The sequence below is a fragment of the Roseomonas elaeocarpi genome (genome assembly GCF_042433915.1).
GTDB classification, from domain to species: domain Bacteria; phylum Pseudomonadota; class Alphaproteobacteria; order Acetobacterales; family Acetobacteraceae; genus Roseomonas; species Roseomonas elaeocarpi.
The window spans coordinates 281,331-296,680 of the sequence record NZ_JBHLUN010000005.1 but is presented as its reverse complement, the minus strand read 5'-3'; the positions used below and the strand labels follow the sequence as shown (position 1 = coordinate 296,680).

Sequence of the window (15,350 nt, the reverse complement as noted above, 5' to 3'; positions counted from 1 at the left end):
ATCCCAACTCGTTGCAGCCAGGGGCAGTCGCCAGGCCTGAGGCTTAGCGCAGTCCCTCGCAGAAGCGCTTGATGCGGTTACAGGCGTCCACCAACACGTCGTCGGAGGTTGCGTAGGAAACCCGGAAGTGACCGGGGAACATGAAGGCCCCTCCGTGCACGGCCGCGACACCCTCATCCTCGAGCAAGGCGGTCACGAAGGCCTCGTCACTGTCGATCGTCTTACCCGACGCCGTGACCTTGCCGATGCAGCCGTGGATGTCCGGAAAAACGTAGAACGCTCCATCCGGAGTGGCGCACCGGACACCGGGAGCTTCGTTCAGCAGCCGCACCACCAGATCGCGCCGGCGCTCGAAGGCTTGGCGCATTTCCTCGACGCTGTCCTGGGGCCCGATCAACGCCTCGACAGCAGCTGCCTGCGAGATGCTGCTGGTGTTGGAGGTGCTCTGTCCCTGCAGCTTGTCCATGGCCTTGATCAGCCCAACCGGAGCGCCAGCGAAGCCGATGCGCCAGCCCGTCATCGCATAGGCCTTTGAGCAACCGTTCATGGTCAGCGTCCGCTCGCGCAAGCCGGGCTCGACCTCGGCCACCGTCGCGAACTCGAAGCCGCCGTATACCAGCTTCTCGTAGATGTCGTCCGTGAAGACCCAGACATCAGGGTGCCGCATCAGGACGTCGGTCAGGGACTTCAACTCCTCCCGGCTGTACGCGGCACCGGTCGGATTGCAGGGATTGTTGAGGATGACCCACTTCGTTCGCGGCGTGATCGCGGCTTCGAGCTGCGCCGCGGTGATCTTGAAGCCCTGGTTCTGCCCAGCCGGCACGATGACGGGCTTGCCTTCCGCCAACTCGACGATGTCCGGGTACGAAACCCAGCATGGCGCCGGGATGATGACCTCGTCGCCCGCATCGACGGTGGCAAGCAGGGCATTGAAGATGACCTGCTTGCCGCCCGTGGAGACAACAATCTCCTCCGGAGAGTAGTCGAGGTTGTTGTCACGCTTGAACTTCGCCGCGACTGCCTTTCGCAAGGCCAGGGTACCGGCAACATCCGTGTACCTGGTGTCGCCCTCTTCAATGGCGCGGATGGCAGCGTCCTTGACGTTGCGAGGCGTCTCGAAGTCCGGCTCTCCCACGCTCAGGCTGATGACGTTCCGACCCGCAGCCTTCAGCTGGCGCGCTTTTGCGGTGACCGCAATGGTCTGGGAAGGAGCAACTCTGTCAAGGCGAGCAGCAGTGAGCGTCATGGCATCTTCAATCTGATTTGCGGTGCAGCAGGCAGGCTAGTTGCTTGGTTCAGCCGGGGCAAGTTCACGCGGTCAGGCAACGGGCAAATGGGACTTTCTCCAGCCCTTACGGCTGGCTGAAAGGAATAAATTCCTTGACTTTGGAGGAGGTGTTGCGCTACATGATACCCATCAACGCCCTTCTTGCGCCCACCATCCCCCTGCCCTGTTCCGGCAGGCCTGGACGGGTGCACCCGCATCCGTATGGAAGAGGAACCCGATGGCCTTCACCTCAGCCAGCTTTACGCCTCTGGTTCGGCAAGGGCAGTTCACCTTGTGGAACTACAACACCACGGACAGCCGCGCCGCTGTTCTTGCGCTGAACTACTTCTCTTCCGTCAGCGGCAGCGTAAAAGCCGGCGACGTCATCATACTTCATGCTTCCGATGGACTTTCCTTTCTTCCTGTACGGGACACAGCTGTTGTCGGAAACGGCCTCGTGCTCGATACCTCCGTTGCTCCGCTGAGTTTTTCGCGCCTAGCAGCGGCCTCCTTCGGCGTGACCACGACTGCGGCCCTCACCTGAACCAGGGGACTGGCAGTGGGGCCACAGGAACTGACGACCTGACAACAGGGCCTTCTCTCGAGACGCTGTCGCTCTGAGAGGGCAGGCAGTCGAACAGCAGAGGAGTCTGCATGCCCTTCGAGTCAACACGCCTGCTCGCTTTGATCGAGGGAGGCGGCTTCCAACTCTGGTACTACGAAACGTCCGACAGCCGAGCCACAGTTCTTTTACCCGGCTACTTCAGTGCGGCCGCGAACATCCTGTCGTCCGGCGATATTATCATCCTCCGCGCCTCCGACAGCATGGCGTTCCTGCCGGTGCGATCCGGAGGATCCGTGGGCAGCGGTCTGATCTTAGACAGCAGCTCAGCGCGCCTGGACTTCGTGTGCACGGCATCGGCATCGTTCGCCGTGACGACTTCGGTCGTGACCGCGGTGCGCAGCCTCCGGCTTGACGCCCTGCCGCTGTATATTCTGCCCGGAACGACTCTGTCGGTGGCAGCAACGGTGGCGGGCGATTCCCAATCCGTTCGCTTCACGATCCTGGATTCAGCTCAGGCCACGGTGACTGGCCCCGTCACCAGTTCCGTTGTTGCCGGGCGTGCCACGGCTCAGCTTCTCAGCCCGAAGATCGGCACTGGCTACACGCTCAGGGTAGAGGACGTGGCTGACAGCAGTCTCTTCGACGTTTCGCCAAGCTTCTCGGTGACCTCAAGACCTGGGGTGATGACCGAGAACAGCGCCGCGCTTCTGACCGAGAGCCGTAATCGCCTCGTGCTCTGACCGCAACTCCTTCGTCAAACGCTCAAGCGCAGGAACAACACCATGGCAGATGTCAGGATCAGCGATCTTCCGGCCGCTTCAGCGCTGTCGGACACCGATTTCGCACCACTGGTTCAGGTTGGCGCAACGCAGGAAACCCGGCGCGCGACCATGAGCCAGTTCCGCGCCTCCGTCCAGGCCGAGCGGCCATTGCACGTCAGGGACTACGGCGCCGTCGGTGACGGCACCACCGACGATGTCAAGGCCATTCAGGCTGCGATCGATGCCGCAGCGGCGCAGGGTGGCGGCACGGTTCTCCTGGGCCCCAAGCGGTACCTGGTGAAAAGCGCGGAACTTCAGATCAAGGCGAACGTCACGCTTCAGGGCAACCTGTCCGTCGGTGCGCAACGCGTGTCGGGCGACTACAGCGTTGTGGTGTTCGCGCTGATCGTCGATCCTGCCAGCACCATCCGCCTGGCGCGGAACTCCGGCCTGCAGGACGTGGCCGTTCTTCGTTCCGGTCTTACGCCGCCCAAGACGATGCGTGAGGGCATCAACTTCGTTCAATCCTTTGCTGGCACGGCCATTACCATTGGTAGTGGAAGCGACGCACCGGGAACGGATGCCAAGGTCGAGAACGTCCTCGTTCTCGGCTTCGATCTGGCGATCCTGAGCGACTACGCCGCGCGCGCGAAGATCCGTGAGGTGATTGGTGACAACCGCAATGGGATCCGGATCAACCACTCGTATGACATCACGCATATCCGCAATGTTCACTTCTGGCCGTTCCTGACCGGAAATCTTAGCAACGTCTCCCTGGTGAGCTTCGCAGTATCCGCCGTTGCCAATAATGGTTCAGGCCTCATCCGCCTCACGACCAGTTCCGCCCACAACCTGGTAACCGGCGACCTTATCAACGTGAGCGGCTGTCTCGGTTTGCGCGCCGCCAACGGCCGCTTCACCGCCACGGTCGTCTCGGACAAGGTGGTGGACCTTCAGGGCTCTACCTACGCCGCTGGCTACACGAGCGGTGGTACGCTCTGGGTCTGGAACAATCGCCGTACGGGCACGGCTTTCCAGGTCGAGAACTCGGACGTGGCGGAGCTGATCAACTGCTTCGCCTACGGCTACGATACCGGGTTCAGCTTCGGCACGGCGGCGGCAGCGATCCAGTGCCATAACTGTTCCGTCGACAATCACCTGAGCGTCGCCGACCCCTTGACCGTCGGTGTGAAGATCACCAACAGCGCCTTCCGGACGAAGTGGGTCGGCGGGTTCCTGTCGTCGCAGGGCACCACCATCCTCGTCGACACCACGGGTGACGACTCGAACCAGTTCGTTGGGGTGAGCGTGAATGGCGGCTCCAATCGCACCGTCGATCTCCAAAATGGTTCGCTCACGCTGGATGCCTGCGAACTCACGGTAGGCGGCAATCTTTACGGGGATGGATCCACCAACATTGTTTACATCGGTGCCAATGCATCGAACCTGACTCTGCTGGGGACGGATCTGCGCTCTGCCACCCTGACTGCCGCATCTGACGCGGCCATGCAGCGGGTGATCATGCTGGGAACCCGGGAAGGCGGTGGCGTTGGCCGCCTTTCCGCTGGCAGTCTGGAGTTCCACACCTTTCCGAGTGCGGCTCTCGGGCAGACCAGACGCATGGACATCGGTGCCGATGGCATCGTGACGGTGCGCCGGCGCTCGGCCACTGCTGGTGGTCGCATCAACATCGCGAACTCGGCGGATCAGGCCGCATACTTTCTGTCCAATGGATGGGCGGGCGGCAACCTTTCGATTGGTGGTGACCCCGGCACGAACCCGAACGGCGGCATTGACCTGGGCTCTCCCGGCAACGCCACCGCGCCGCTGTCGGTACAGTTCCGTCGCCTTTCCGTTGCTCCCGCGGCCGGCGACCGCCTGGCCAATCTCCACTTCACCGGCATGAACAGCGCCAGCGCGGAAAACATCTACGCGCGGATCTCGGCTTTCTCCGACACCATCACCTCCGGCAGCGAGGCCGGGGCACTGACGCTGGACGTTCGGCGCGGGTCGAGCATCGTGGAACGCCTCCGCATCTCGGCGGATGGCACTGTGACGTTGAGCGGCCCTCTTCTTCTCGCCGCCGATCCCACCGCCGCGATGCACGCCGCCACGCGCCAGTACGTGGATGGCCAGGTAACCGAGCGCCGCCTCGCACAACTGACGCTCGGCGGCGCGACGGCCCTGACCTTCGCCGCCCACAACAACCGCATGCTCCTGGCGGGATCGGGCACCACGCTGTCGATCGACTGGGCCGCCACGGGTACGGGGTTCTCCTGCATGGTGGTGAACCGCACCGGAGGTGACCTGCCGATCAGCCTGGCGAACTTCAGCAGCAGCACGCCTCTGAACTCCGAGGGTTACACGAAGATCAAGGCGAACGGTGTCGCCAGTCTCCTGGTCTACTCACCGGACAACGGCACCACCAAGGTTTGCCACCTGTCCGGTGCGGGAGTCGCCTGATGCTGGGTGCATTCCCGGCTTTCCTTGCGGTCGGGCAGGCAGCAACAGTTCCTGCCTGGACGACACTCGTGTCGAGTAGAACCCTGTCCACGCTTCTTTCCTTCACGCGCGACACCCAGGGGGAGGGCTACGATGCCACTGGAGCTCTGATCGACGTCGGAGCGGGTCTACCCCGCTTCGGACAGCTCAACGGCCTGCTGATCGAGGAAAGCAGGACCAACGGCATCAGAAATCCCCGGTGCGAGGGAGCCACGGCAGGCACGCCGGGGGTTGCTCCGACCAACTGGAAACTCGGCACGGCTCACGGCCTTGCCATCGCCATCGTGGGGACGGGCTACGAGGACGGCATTCCCTTTGTAGACCTGAAGGTCTCAGGTACGGCGACGCAGGCGGGTTCCTCTGTCAACTGGGCACCCGAGGTCGCAGGGATCATCACGGCCGCGAGCGGGGAGGTCTGGACAACCTCTGGCTACCTTTCCGTCGTCGCCGGATCGCTGAGCGGCATCAGCGCCGTCAATCTCCAGATCGGCCAACACGCGGCGAGCACCGTCACCTATCTCACCACCAGCATCACGCCCGGCACTGGCAAGCTGCGCGACAGCCGGCATGTCTACACGACGACCTTCAACAAGTCGGATATGACGTCGACGAAACCACTGATCTACCTCAACTACTCGTCTGGTGCCGTGATCAACGTCACCTTCCGCTACGGCGCACCGCAGGTCGAGAAAGGCGCAACGCCAACGGCACCGATCCTGCCAGTCGCCAGCTCTCCTCAGGCGTCGGTCCGCAACCTCGACAAGGCGTTCTGGAGCCGTTCGGGGGGATTCGGTACGGCCGGCACGATCGTCGTGCAGGCCGTGCTGCCGCAGCTTGCCACGGGAACAGGCAGCCAGGGTGTGTGGCAGCTGGACAACGGCACGGACAGCCCGCGTTTTGCCCTTCGCAGCGGCTCCGGCGGCGCCCTGGTCGCCGGGCTGGATAATGGGTCGGCGACCTCGCTGTCGCTCGGGACCGTGGCGGCCAACACCGCGTTCCGTGCTGCCTTTTCCTGGGACAGCACCGGCTACTCCGCCGCGCTGTCCGGTGCGGCGGCAAAGACCGTTTCGACAGGCACCTTCACGCCGGGGCGGCTTCTGCTTGGGCAGGGTTCGACCAGCGGCACCCAGGTGCTGAACGGGCAGGTCCAACTGCTGCGCCACCATCCACTGCGTATGACGGATGCCGATCTGGCATCTCTCTCCGTCGTCAGCTGAACACCGGAAAGGATCAAGGAAATGAGCGATCTCACCGACTTCGCCCGCGATCTCCTCGCCCGCACCCTGTGCGGCCGGGTGCCGACGCCGCCTGCCAACGTTTATGCAGCCCTCGGCACCGGTGGCACGGCGGCGCAGGGTGTGACGGGAGAACCGGCAGGCACTGGTTATGCCCGTCAGCGCGTGGTCTTCAACGGCAGCGGCGCCCAGAAGAACGCAGAAGCGCTGCGTTTCGTCTTCAGTGCCTCGGCCGGAACGCTGACCCATATCGGGCTCTACGATGCTGCCTCAGGCGGTAACCCCCTGACCTTTATGGCTCTGTCCCAGCCGGTGGCGATGAGCAGCGCCGGGACGGTGACCATCTCCGCCAACAACCTGGTGGTCACCCCCACCTGACGTGATCCGCTCTGCCAGGGGCGGCTACTGCCCTCCCCTGGCAGAGTGCCGGGACATCCCTTAAAGCTGCTGCCCAACAGGCCTCCGGGACGATGGGCGGGGGCTGGACGAACGGAAAGGGACGCATCTGACACGGTCGATCGCAGCCCCCGGTCCATTTGGGGACCGGCGCCAGCGCCGCATCGGCCTGCTCGGTGGCTCCTTCAATCCGGCCCATGCGGGTCACCAGGCGGTGGCGGAAGCGGCAAGGAAGGCCCTGGGCCTGGATGCCGTCTGGCTGCTCGTCTCCCCTGGCAATCCCCTGAAATCTTGGAGCGGCATGGCGCCCTTTCCCGAGCGCTTGGCCTCGGCACAACTTATGGCGGACGGCGTCCACGTAATCGCCACGGATATCGAGCTGAAGCTGGGGTACCGTCGGACCGAGCGAACCCTGGCCAAGCTCCGGCGGCGCTTCCCAACCACGCGCTTCGTTTTCATCATCGGAGCGGACAATCTGTGGCAGCTGCCGAGCTGGGGAGCTTGGCGACGCCTGGCGGCAAACACGCCCCTCGCCGTTCTTCCCCGACCGGGCTGGACCAGAAAATCCCTACACGGCAAGGCGGCATCCGTGCTACGGCACCGCCGTCGCAAACCCCGCCGCCTCTTGCTTCCATCCACGAGCGGCAAGGCTGGCTGGACCCTGATCCCGGCGCGCGAAGTTGCGCTGAGCTCGACCGCCATACGCGACGCCGAGAACCGCAGGCAGGAACAGGCTTCGTCCGTGGTGACGTCCCTTCCCCTGTTGACCGCCACGCAAGCCCTGTGAAGAGAAGCCGGCCATGTCCCGTGCCCCCGTGACCGCATCGAAGCCCGCAGCAAAGTCGACCCGCCGCAAGCCAGCCGACGCGGAGGCGGCAGCCCCTGCCAAGCCCAGGGCAAGCCGCGCCAAGGCGCCCGCCGAGACGACCGAAGCGCCTGCGAAGGCACCTGCGGCATCGAAGGCCGCCGCCAAGCCGAGGGCGCCCAAGCGCGTCAAGGCTCCGGCGCCCGTACTCGACCGCCTCGTGAGCGTCAGCGTCGCGTCGCTGGAAGACGACAAGGCCGAGTCCGTCGTGGTCCTGGACATCTCGACCCGCTCTTCCTTCGCTGATCGCATGATTATCGCGACCGGTCTTGCTGACAGGCAGATCCAGGCCATGGCGACGCATGTCGAAGAAGCGCTGGAAAAGGAAGGAATCCGCCGCATCCGGACGGAAAGCTCCCCGGACTGGGTGCTTCTCGATGCCGGGGATCTGGTGATCCACCTTTTCAAGCCGGAAGCCCGCCTGACCTACGCCATTGAGCGGATGTGGGGGCCGCACAGCCCCTTGGCCGAGAGTGCGGCGCCCGACGTGGCAGGTCAGGCGGAAGACTGAGCCATCGCGCGCGCGTCCCTCCTGCTCGCGGTCGGCCGGGCCCGCAAGGGTCCGGAGGCCGCCCTCTTTGAGCACTACAACGCTCGTCTCCGCCCGCCGCTCCTGTTGAAGGAGGTGGCGGAGGGTAGTGGCAGCCCCGGAGAGATGCGCCTGCGGGAAGCAGCGGCCCTACGTGCCGCCTTGCCAGCCGACGCGCTCACGGTGGCCATGGACCTGGGCGGGGAAACACCGGACAGTGACGGCCTAGCCGCCCTCACCGCCCGCTGGGAGGAGAGCGGTCGCACTGTGACCTTCCTGATCGGTGGCGCGGAAGGTCTCGATCCGGCGCTGCTGCGGGAAGCCCAGTTCCGGCTGTCCTTCGGGCGCCTGACCTGGCCCCACATGCTGGTGCGCCCCCTGCTTGCCGAAGCTCTCTTCCGCTCGCAGTGCATCCGCACCAACCATCCCTACCACCGGAGTTGGCGCCCCACCTGAGGCGCCCCAGGGCACTCCGACAGCCCTGCGTCAGGTCGTCCGGTTTCATCGGCGGACGCTCCTTGAACGGATCAGGCAGCCCGGGCTCATCACCGGGCTGCCCGCACATCCCACTGTCCGCTTCAGCGCCGTCCCGCGCCACCCTGCCCGCGGCTGACCAGCGACTGGCAGCGATTGTCATCCCCCACGCCGAACTGGATCGTCGGCAGTATGGCCAGCGGGGCCGCCAGGATTCCCAGGGCCGCCGCCGCGCCACCCCGTGCCGCCGCCTCGGTCGCGTCGATCCCGACATCGGGGTCGCGGAAAGTGCCGCCGATCGTGATCGGGGCCGGCAGCTGACCTATGGTGAAATGCTTGCTCTGGCTGCGGATGCGATAGTTGATCCGCTCGCGGGCAAGGTCGACCTTGCCGTCGCCGGTGATCAGGACATCCTCGGTGTCCAGGAGAAGGGCGCGGGTATCCAGCTGCCCGCTGCGCAGCGAGAAATCCCCTACGAAGCATTCGACCTGCGTCCGGTCCGGCAGCTTCAGGAAGGACAGGAGCGCGTTCCCCAGGCGCAGACCCGACAGGTCCACCAGCAGGGCGCTCAGGTTCCCACCGCCGGCCATGGACAGGCTCAGCGCGCCATTGCCCCGACCCAGGATGTCCGCCAGCGACTTGCCGGAGCTATTGATCTGCGCACGCCCCCCGATCAGGCCCGATCCCTGGAAGCCGGTGGCACGCATCAGGCGGCTCAGGTCCACCCGCTGGAACTGCACGTCCGCGCGCGCCTGCACGGCGTCGTTCTCCTGCGGCGTCAGCGCGATGTCACCGCTGATCTGCCCGCGGCCGACCTGAAGGCTGAGCGGGTGGAGGCGGATGGCGCCGTTCTCGAGGTCCATCGTGGTCCGCATCCCGTCGAAGGGCACGTCCCGGCCCAGGATGCTGTCCGCCTGGTACTTCAGGTGCACGTTGGCGGCCGTGAGCTTCGGCAGGCTGATCGGCGTATCGGGAAGCACGCGGGAACGCTGCTCGTCCTTCGCAACCTCTCGCCGCTGCTGGGCCGTCTGACCGGGCGTCGACGTCCTGCCCGGCGTTTCACCGATGAAGCCGCCGAGATCCGCGAGGTCCACCTTCTTCGAACGCAGGTCGGCCGTGACATCGGGAACGTCGTCGCCCGTGGAGACCGTGATGGTGCCGGTCAAATCGCTGCTGCCGACCTTGCCGTCGAAATCGCGGAACCGAGCCCGGCCGTCGGCGTAATCGAGGCGGCCGCCGAGGCTGAAGTTAGGCGTCCGCGGAAAGGGAACGCCTGTCAGCGGCTGCAGCAGCGACATGTCCGTGCCCCGCAGCAAAAGCTGCACGTCGGCCCCCTGGAGTTCCAGCGGATGCGCGATGGTTCCCTTTACCGCCACGTTGGTCGGCCCGTTCGCGAGCTTCACGTCGAGCGGCCAGGGGCGATCCTGGGCCTGGAAATAGATCAGCCCGCCCAGCAGGGCCTCGCCGGTGATCGGCTGCCCGGCATAGGTCCCCTTGGCGTTTACCGCGATCCTGGGCTCCGGCGTCGTTTCGTCGCGCGTCGCGATGCCCAGGGTGAAATCCGCCTTCAGCCGGGGGATCAACACCTTGGCTTCGCCGTCCAGGATCCGGAACACATCGATCCGGGGCATGGCGCTCTTGCTTTCGGCCGGGGCGCCCTCCCCCGCCGGCTTGCCGGTGCTGAAAGTGTAGTTGTTCTTCCCGTCAGCGGTAGCCTGGGCAGAAACCTGTGGGTGTTCCAGCTCGATCAGCGGCAGGACCACGGCCTTGTTGTGCCAGTATTCCATGACATCGAACTGCACGGTGGCGCGCGGCGCCTGCGCCAGTGGGGCCGCCTCAGGAAAGCCGTCCGGATTGCCGACCCGGACATCCGTGGCCGTTACCTCGGTCACCCGACCCAGGTGCACCTGAAGATGGGCGATCTGGACCGGCCGGCCCAGCGCCGCCGAGGCCCGGCTTTCCACGATGGGGATAAGCCAATCCCAGCGAAACAGCAGCACTGCGAGCACCACCAGCGCGACCGGAACGCCGAGCCATAGAAGCCACCGTGGAACTCTTCGCTGCGACATCGGCAATCCCTTTCCGACGGAGCACCCATGCTCCCACGAGGCCAGAACCTCGCGCGGCGATGGAAGTTCCGCCCCGCAGTACTTCCATCCCCGCCTCGCCCGATCGCCCTGCGAGCCCGGCAGGAACGGGATCGACTATCTCCGCGACATGTGAAGGCAGGCGCGATCGGGAGCCGCTGCCGCACCGGAAATCCAGCGGGTAAGTGGAAGAAGTGCACCGATTCTTCCTGCTCCTTCCGCTTTTCCTGCTGGGCTGCGCCGGGTCACCCCCGTCGGTTCCGGTGGCCGAGCCGCCCCCGGTTCAGGATCCCGGCCGCGCCAGGATCGTGAACGCAGCCGTAACGGAATGGCATGCCTGGGGCGATCTGACGGTGACCGGCTGGGCACCGACGCTCGATGGGGAGCGTATCCCCGATCCCAACAACTACGAGCGCGTCCTGTCCTACTGGGAGGTGGTCCCCGGCGGTGCCGCCGTGGTGCGACAGCACCGTGCCCTGCATGACAGCCTGATGGAGTCGCTGGCCGACAGCGGCATGCCGCCGGCACCGCCCGTGATTTCCCTTTGGGCCTACCCTTTCTGGTCGGCGGCCTTCATCAGCTACGTCATGGATCAGGCAGGTCTGGGCGAGGCGGAATTTCCGTCCTCGGCCTCGCACGCGACCTACGTGGACAGCCTGCTCGCGCGCTACTCGGTTGACCCTCAGGGAGCTCCCTTTCTTCCGCACACGATCGACGAGTATGCCCCGGTCGCCGGCGACCTGATCTGCGCCGACCGCTCCCGTTCCCCGATCACCAGTTGGACGGACCGGCTGAGCGAGGCCGGGCAGTTCAGGCCCATGCACTGCGACGTGGTGGTGGCGCTGAAGCCCGGCGAACTCCAGGCCATCGGCGGCAACGTCAAGGACGCGGTGACCATGCGCCGCCTGCCGGCCGATGCGCAGGGGAGGCTCAGCCAGGCACCCTACGGCGAGGCACCGTTCTTCGTGGTGTTCGAGAACCGCCTGTCCCATACGGTCCCGAGCGTGGCCGGCCGCGCGACGTCGCTCGCTTCGGTGGAGGCGCCGGCCCTTCAGCGTTGACAGGCTCGGGCCGGCATCGTTAACCCGCCGGCCTCATCAGCACTTCAGCAGTCAGGTAGATCCGCACCATGGCCCTCGCCTTCGTTTTTCCTGGCCAGGGAAGTCAGGCCATCGGCATGGGCAAGGATCTGGCCGCCGCCTTTCCGGTGGCCCGGGAAGTGTTCGAGCAGGTGGATGACACCCTCCGCCAGCACCTTTCCCGCCTGATGTTCGAGGGACCGGCGGAAGAGCTGACGCTGACCGCCAATGCGCAGCCGGCGCTGATGGCCGTGTCCCTGGCCGTGCTGCGGGTGTTGGAGGCCGAGGGCGGTTTCGAGCTGCGCTCCCGCGTGAGCCTCGTGGCCGGTCACTCCCTGGGCGAATACAGCGCGCTGGCGGCCGCCGGCAGCTTCGATCTGCCCACCGCGGCACACCTGCTGCGCCTGCGCGGCGACGCCATGCAGCGCGCCGTGCCCGCCGGGGTCGGCGCCATGGCGGCGCTGCTGGGTGTCGAGGCCGAGCAGGCCCGCGGCTTCTGCGCCGCGGCGGCCCATGACCCTGCGACCGAGACCGATGAGGTGGTCGAGGTCGCTAACGACAATGGCGGCGGCCAGGTCGTGATCTCCGGCCACCTCGGTGCCGTGAACCGTGCCATGGAGGCCGCCAGGGCTGCCGGCGTGAAGCGTGCCCTGCTGCTGCCGGTTTCTGCCCCCTTCCACTGCTCGCTGATGCGCAGTGCGGCCGAGGCCATGGGCGAGGCGCTGGAAGGTGCCACCGTCTCAACCCCCGCCGTGCCGCTGGTCGCCAACGTGACGGCGACCAAGGTCACCGACCCGGCGGAGATCCGGACGCTGCTGGTCCAGCAGGTCACGGCCTCGGTGCGCTGGCGCGAAAGCGTGGCCGCGATGGTGGAGATGGGCTGCGACCGCTTCGTGGAGATCGGCGCCGGCAAGGTCCTGACTGGGCTGATGAAGCGCAACGCACCCGACGCCACCGCCATGGCCTGCGGCACGCCGGCCGAGATCGAGGCCGTCCTGAAGGCGCTCTGAAAGCGCGCCGACGGAGCCCGCAAAGAATTCGAGGAAGAGCACAATGTTCCGACTGGATGGCAAATCGGCGCTCGTGACGGGCGCCACGGGCGGCATCGGCGCCGCCATTGCCCGCGCCCTGCACGCGCAAGGGGCCGAGGTGGCGCTGAGCGGGCGCCGGGAAAGCGAGCTGACCGCGCTGGCTGAGGAGCTCGGCGAGCGCGTCACGGTTCTGCCGGCAGACCTGTCCGACCCTGAGGCGCCGGCCCAGCTGGTGGAGCGCGTGGAAACCGAGCTCGGCGGGCTGGACATCCTGGTCAACAACGCCGGCCTGACGCGCGACGGCCTCGCCCTGCGCATGGGCGACAAGGACTGGTCGGACGTGCTCGAGGTCGACCTCACCGCGCCGTTCCGCCTCGCCCGGGCCTCGCTGCGCGGCATGATGAAGCGCCGGTCCGGCCGCATCATCTCCATCGCCTCGATCGTGGGCGTGACCGGCAATGCCGGCCAGGCCAACTACGCCGCCGCCAAGGCCGGCATGATCGGCATGAGCAAGGCCCTGGCCCAGGAGGTCGCCCCGCGCGGCATCACGGTGAACGTGGTGGCCCCCGGCTTCGTGAAGACGGCCATGACCGATGCCCTGAACGACGCGCAGAAGACGGCTCTGATGGGGCGCATCCCCCTTGGCCGCATGGGCACCAGCGCCGATATCGCTGCCGCCGTCGCCTTTCTGGCCTCGGATGAGGCGGGCTGGGTCACCGGCGCCACCCTGCACGTCAACGGCGGCATGGCGATGATCTGAGCCGGCCAGGCAGCGGTCGGTAAGGAAGTAAGATGGTAAGGGGCTGGGGCGCGGCGGACACGGTATGTCCCCGATGATGCCCACCCCGAGCCTCTTCCCCTAGGCCGGACGAAACTTACGTGATAAGGCCCGCCGCCCGCCCAGGATGTCCTTCGTGACGCCTCGGCTGGCACCGGATTCAAGGCGGGTGCAGACCCTGCCGCAGACAGAGAGAGCAGCCGCGCATGAGCGAGACCGCCGACAAGGTCAAGAAGATCGTCGTCGAGCACCTGGGCGTCGAGGAGTCCAAGGTGAACGAGGGCGCTTCCTTCATTGACGACCTGGGCGCCGACAGCCTCGACACCGTTGAGCTGGTGATGGCCTTCGAGGAAGCCTTCGGCGTCGAGATCCCCGACGACGCGGCCGAGAAGATCACCACGGTTGGCGACGCCGTGAAGTACATCGAGGAGCACAAGACCGCCTGATCAGGCGGTCTTTCTGACGGTTCCCAGGGGAAGCACGGTTTGTTCGCTCAGTTCACGGCGCCGCGTCGCGTGGTTATCACCGGGATGGGCATTGCCTGCCCTCTCGGCCTCGGCGTGGAGCATGTTTGGCGCCGCCTCCTGGCGGCAGAGAGCGGCATCCGCGCGATCCGCTCCTTCGACGCCTCCGACCTGCCGGCACGGATCGCCGGCGAGGTCCCGGCGGGCACGAAGGCCGATGGCGGCCTCGACCTGAACGAGTGGATCCCCGTCAAGGACCAGAAGAAGATGGATCGCTTCATCCATCTCGCGCTCGTCGCGGCCGCCGAGGCCGTCGAGGATAGCGGGTGGGTGCCGGCGACCGAGGAAGACCGCTGCGCGACCGGCGTGATGATCGGCTCGGGCATCGGCGGCCTTCCCGCGATCTACGATGCCTCTCAGCTCGTGGGCTCTGGCCGGGCCAAGCGCCTGTCGCCCTTCTTTATTCCCTCGGCGCTGATCAACCTCGGCTCCGGCCACGTGTCGATCCGCTACGGCTTCAAGGGCCCGAACCACAGCGCCGTCACCGCCTGCGCCACCGGCGTTCACGCGGTGGGCGATGCGGCGCGGCTCATTGCCCTGGGCGATGCCGACGTCATGGTGGCCGGCGGCACCGAGGCCGCGGTCTGCGGCATCGGCGTGGCCGGCTTCTGTTCCGCCCGCGCCCTGTCCACCGGCTTCAACGACACGCCCGAAAAGGGCTCCCGCCCTTGGGACAAGGACCGCGATGGCTTTGTCATGGGCGAGGGTGCCGGCGTGGTCGTGCTGGAGGAGCTCGAGCACGCCAAGGCCCGCGGCGCCAAGATCTACGGCGAGGTTCTGGGCTACGGCATGTCGGGCGATGCCCACCACATCACCGCCCCGGCCGAAGGGCACGACGGCGCTTACCGGGCCATGAAGGCCTGCCTGCGCTCCGCCGGCCTCGCCCCCTCCGACATCCAGTACATCAACGCCCACGGCACCTCGACGCCGATGGGCGACGACCTAGAGCTCGAGGCGGTCGAGCGTCTCTGGGGCGACGATGCGCCCGGCGTGGCCATGTCCTCCACCAAGTCGGCCATCGGCCACCTGCTCGGCGCGGCGGGTGCGGTCGAGACGATCTTCTCGCTGCTGGCCATTCGCGACGGCGTGGTGCCGCCGACCCTCAACCTTGAGGAGCCCTCGCGCGAAAGCAGGATCGACCGGGTTCCCCTCACGGCGCAGGAGCGTCGGGTGAACGTGGTGCTGTCGAACTCCTTCGGCTTCGGTGGCACCAACGCCTCGATCCTGTTCGGCCGCGGCCCCTGACCGACGGGGTGC

The 15,350-nt window shown here is 66.4% G+C and carries 15 protein-coding genes; 13 read left to right on the top strand and 2 right to left on the bottom strand.

All coding sequences use genetic code 11. From position 1 onward, the window contains the following. Positions 1-43: 43 nt before the first annotated feature. Entirely contained in the window at positions 44-1,246 is a 1,203-nt protein-coding gene (locus ACFFGY_RS07000; RefSeq protein WP_377043729.1) for a pyridoxal phosphate-dependent aminotransferase, read from the bottom strand. 259 nt (positions 1,247-1,505) lie between these two features. Between ACFFGY_RS07000 and ACFFGY_RS06995 the strand changes: the two genes are divergently transcribed. From ACFFGY_RS06995 to ACFFGY_RS06960, 8 genes are all read left to right on the top strand, one after another. Further along, positions 1,506-1,811, top strand: a complete 306-nt coding sequence (locus ACFFGY_RS06995) for a hypothetical protein (protein WP_377043728.1) — start codon at positions 1,506-1,508, stop codon at positions 1,809-1,811. Positions 1,812-1,921: 110 nt separating this feature from the next. Further along, on the top strand, positions 1,922-2,572 hold the full coding sequence (locus ACFFGY_RS06990; protein WP_377043727.1) for a hypothetical protein: 651 nt from the start codon (positions 1,922-1,924) through the stop codon (positions 2,570-2,572). A gap of 42 nt (positions 2,573-2,614) precedes the next feature. Beyond that, complete coding sequence (locus ACFFGY_RS06985; protein WP_377043726.1) at positions 2,615-5,056, top strand: glycosyl hydrolase family 28-related protein; 2,442 nt, start codon at positions 2,615-2,617, stop codon at positions 5,054-5,056. Further along, positions 5,056-6,312: a hypothetical protein gene (locus tag ACFFGY_RS06980; RefSeq protein WP_377043725.1), complete on the top strand. Its 1,257-nt coding sequence runs from the start codon at positions 5,056-5,058 to the stop codon at positions 6,310-6,312. The genes ACFFGY_RS06985 and ACFFGY_RS06980 overlap by 1 nt, the downstream gene beginning before the upstream one ends. 21 nt (positions 6,313-6,333) lie before the next feature. After that, on the top strand, positions 6,334-6,708 hold the full coding sequence (locus ACFFGY_RS06975) for a phage tail fiber protein (protein WP_377043724.1): 375 nt from the start codon (positions 6,334-6,336) through the stop codon (positions 6,706-6,708). Between the two features lie 103 nt (positions 6,709-6,811). Next, positions 6,812-7,513: a nicotinate-nucleotide adenylyltransferase gene (locus ACFFGY_RS06970; protein WP_377044031.1), complete on the top strand. Its 702-nt coding sequence runs from the start codon at positions 6,812-6,814 to the stop codon at positions 7,511-7,513. 13 nt (positions 7,514-7,526) lie between these two features. Then, complete coding sequence (gene rsfS, locus ACFFGY_RS06965; RefSeq protein WP_377043722.1) at positions 7,527-8,102, top strand: ribosome silencing factor; 576 nt, start codon at positions 7,527-7,529, stop codon at positions 8,100-8,102. Positions 8,103-8,105: 3 nt separating this feature from the next. After that, positions 8,106-8,576, top strand: coding sequence for a 23S rRNA (pseudouridine(1915)-N(3))-methyltransferase RlmH (locus tag ACFFGY_RS06960; protein WP_377044030.1), 471 nt, complete (start codon positions 8,106-8,108; stop codon positions 8,574-8,576). Positions 8,577-8,698: 122 nt separating this feature from the next. Here the strand turns inward: ACFFGY_RS06960 and ACFFGY_RS06955 are convergent, their stop codons facing one another. Next, positions 8,699-10,663, bottom strand: a complete 1,965-nt coding sequence (locus ACFFGY_RS06955; protein WP_377043721.1) for an AsmA family protein — start codon at positions 10,661-10,663, stop codon at positions 8,699-8,701. A 326-nt stretch (positions 10,664-10,989) separates the two neighbouring features. Here ACFFGY_RS06955 and ACFFGY_RS06950 point away from each other — a divergent pair, with 326 nt between their 5' ends. From ACFFGY_RS06950 to fabF, 5 genes are all read left to right on the top strand, one after another. Further along, positions 10,990-11,742 (top strand): DUF2272 domain-containing protein, encoded by a 753-nt coding sequence (locus ACFFGY_RS06950; protein WP_377043720.1) that lies wholly within the window; start codon positions 10,990-10,992, stop codon positions 11,740-11,742. 68 nt (positions 11,743-11,810) lie between these two features. Further along, positions 11,811-12,770, top strand: coding sequence for an ACP S-malonyltransferase (fabD, locus tag ACFFGY_RS06945; RefSeq protein ID WP_377043719.1), 960 nt, complete (start codon positions 11,811-11,813; stop codon positions 12,768-12,770). A 43-nt stretch (positions 12,771-12,813) separates the two neighbouring features. Further along, positions 12,814-13,551 carry a 3-oxoacyl-[acyl-carrier-protein] reductase gene (gene fabG / locus ACFFGY_RS06940; RefSeq protein ID WP_377043718.1) on the top strand — a complete coding sequence of 246 codons (738 nt, stop codon included), beginning with the start codon at positions 12,814-12,816 and terminating at the stop codon, positions 13,549-13,551. Positions 13,552-13,775: 224 nt separating this feature from the next. Continuing rightward, the gene (locus tag ACFFGY_RS06935) at positions 13,776-14,015 is read left to right on the top strand and encodes an acyl carrier protein (RefSeq protein WP_377043717.1); all 240 of its coding nucleotides are present in this window, start codon (positions 13,776-13,778) and stop codon (positions 14,013-14,015) included. A 39-nt stretch (positions 14,016-14,054) separates the two neighbouring features. Then, entirely contained in the window at positions 14,055-15,338 is a 1,284-nt protein-coding gene (gene fabF / locus ACFFGY_RS06930) for a beta-ketoacyl-ACP synthase II (RefSeq protein ID WP_377043715.1), read from the top strand. Positions 15,339-15,350 lie beyond the last annotated feature (12 nt).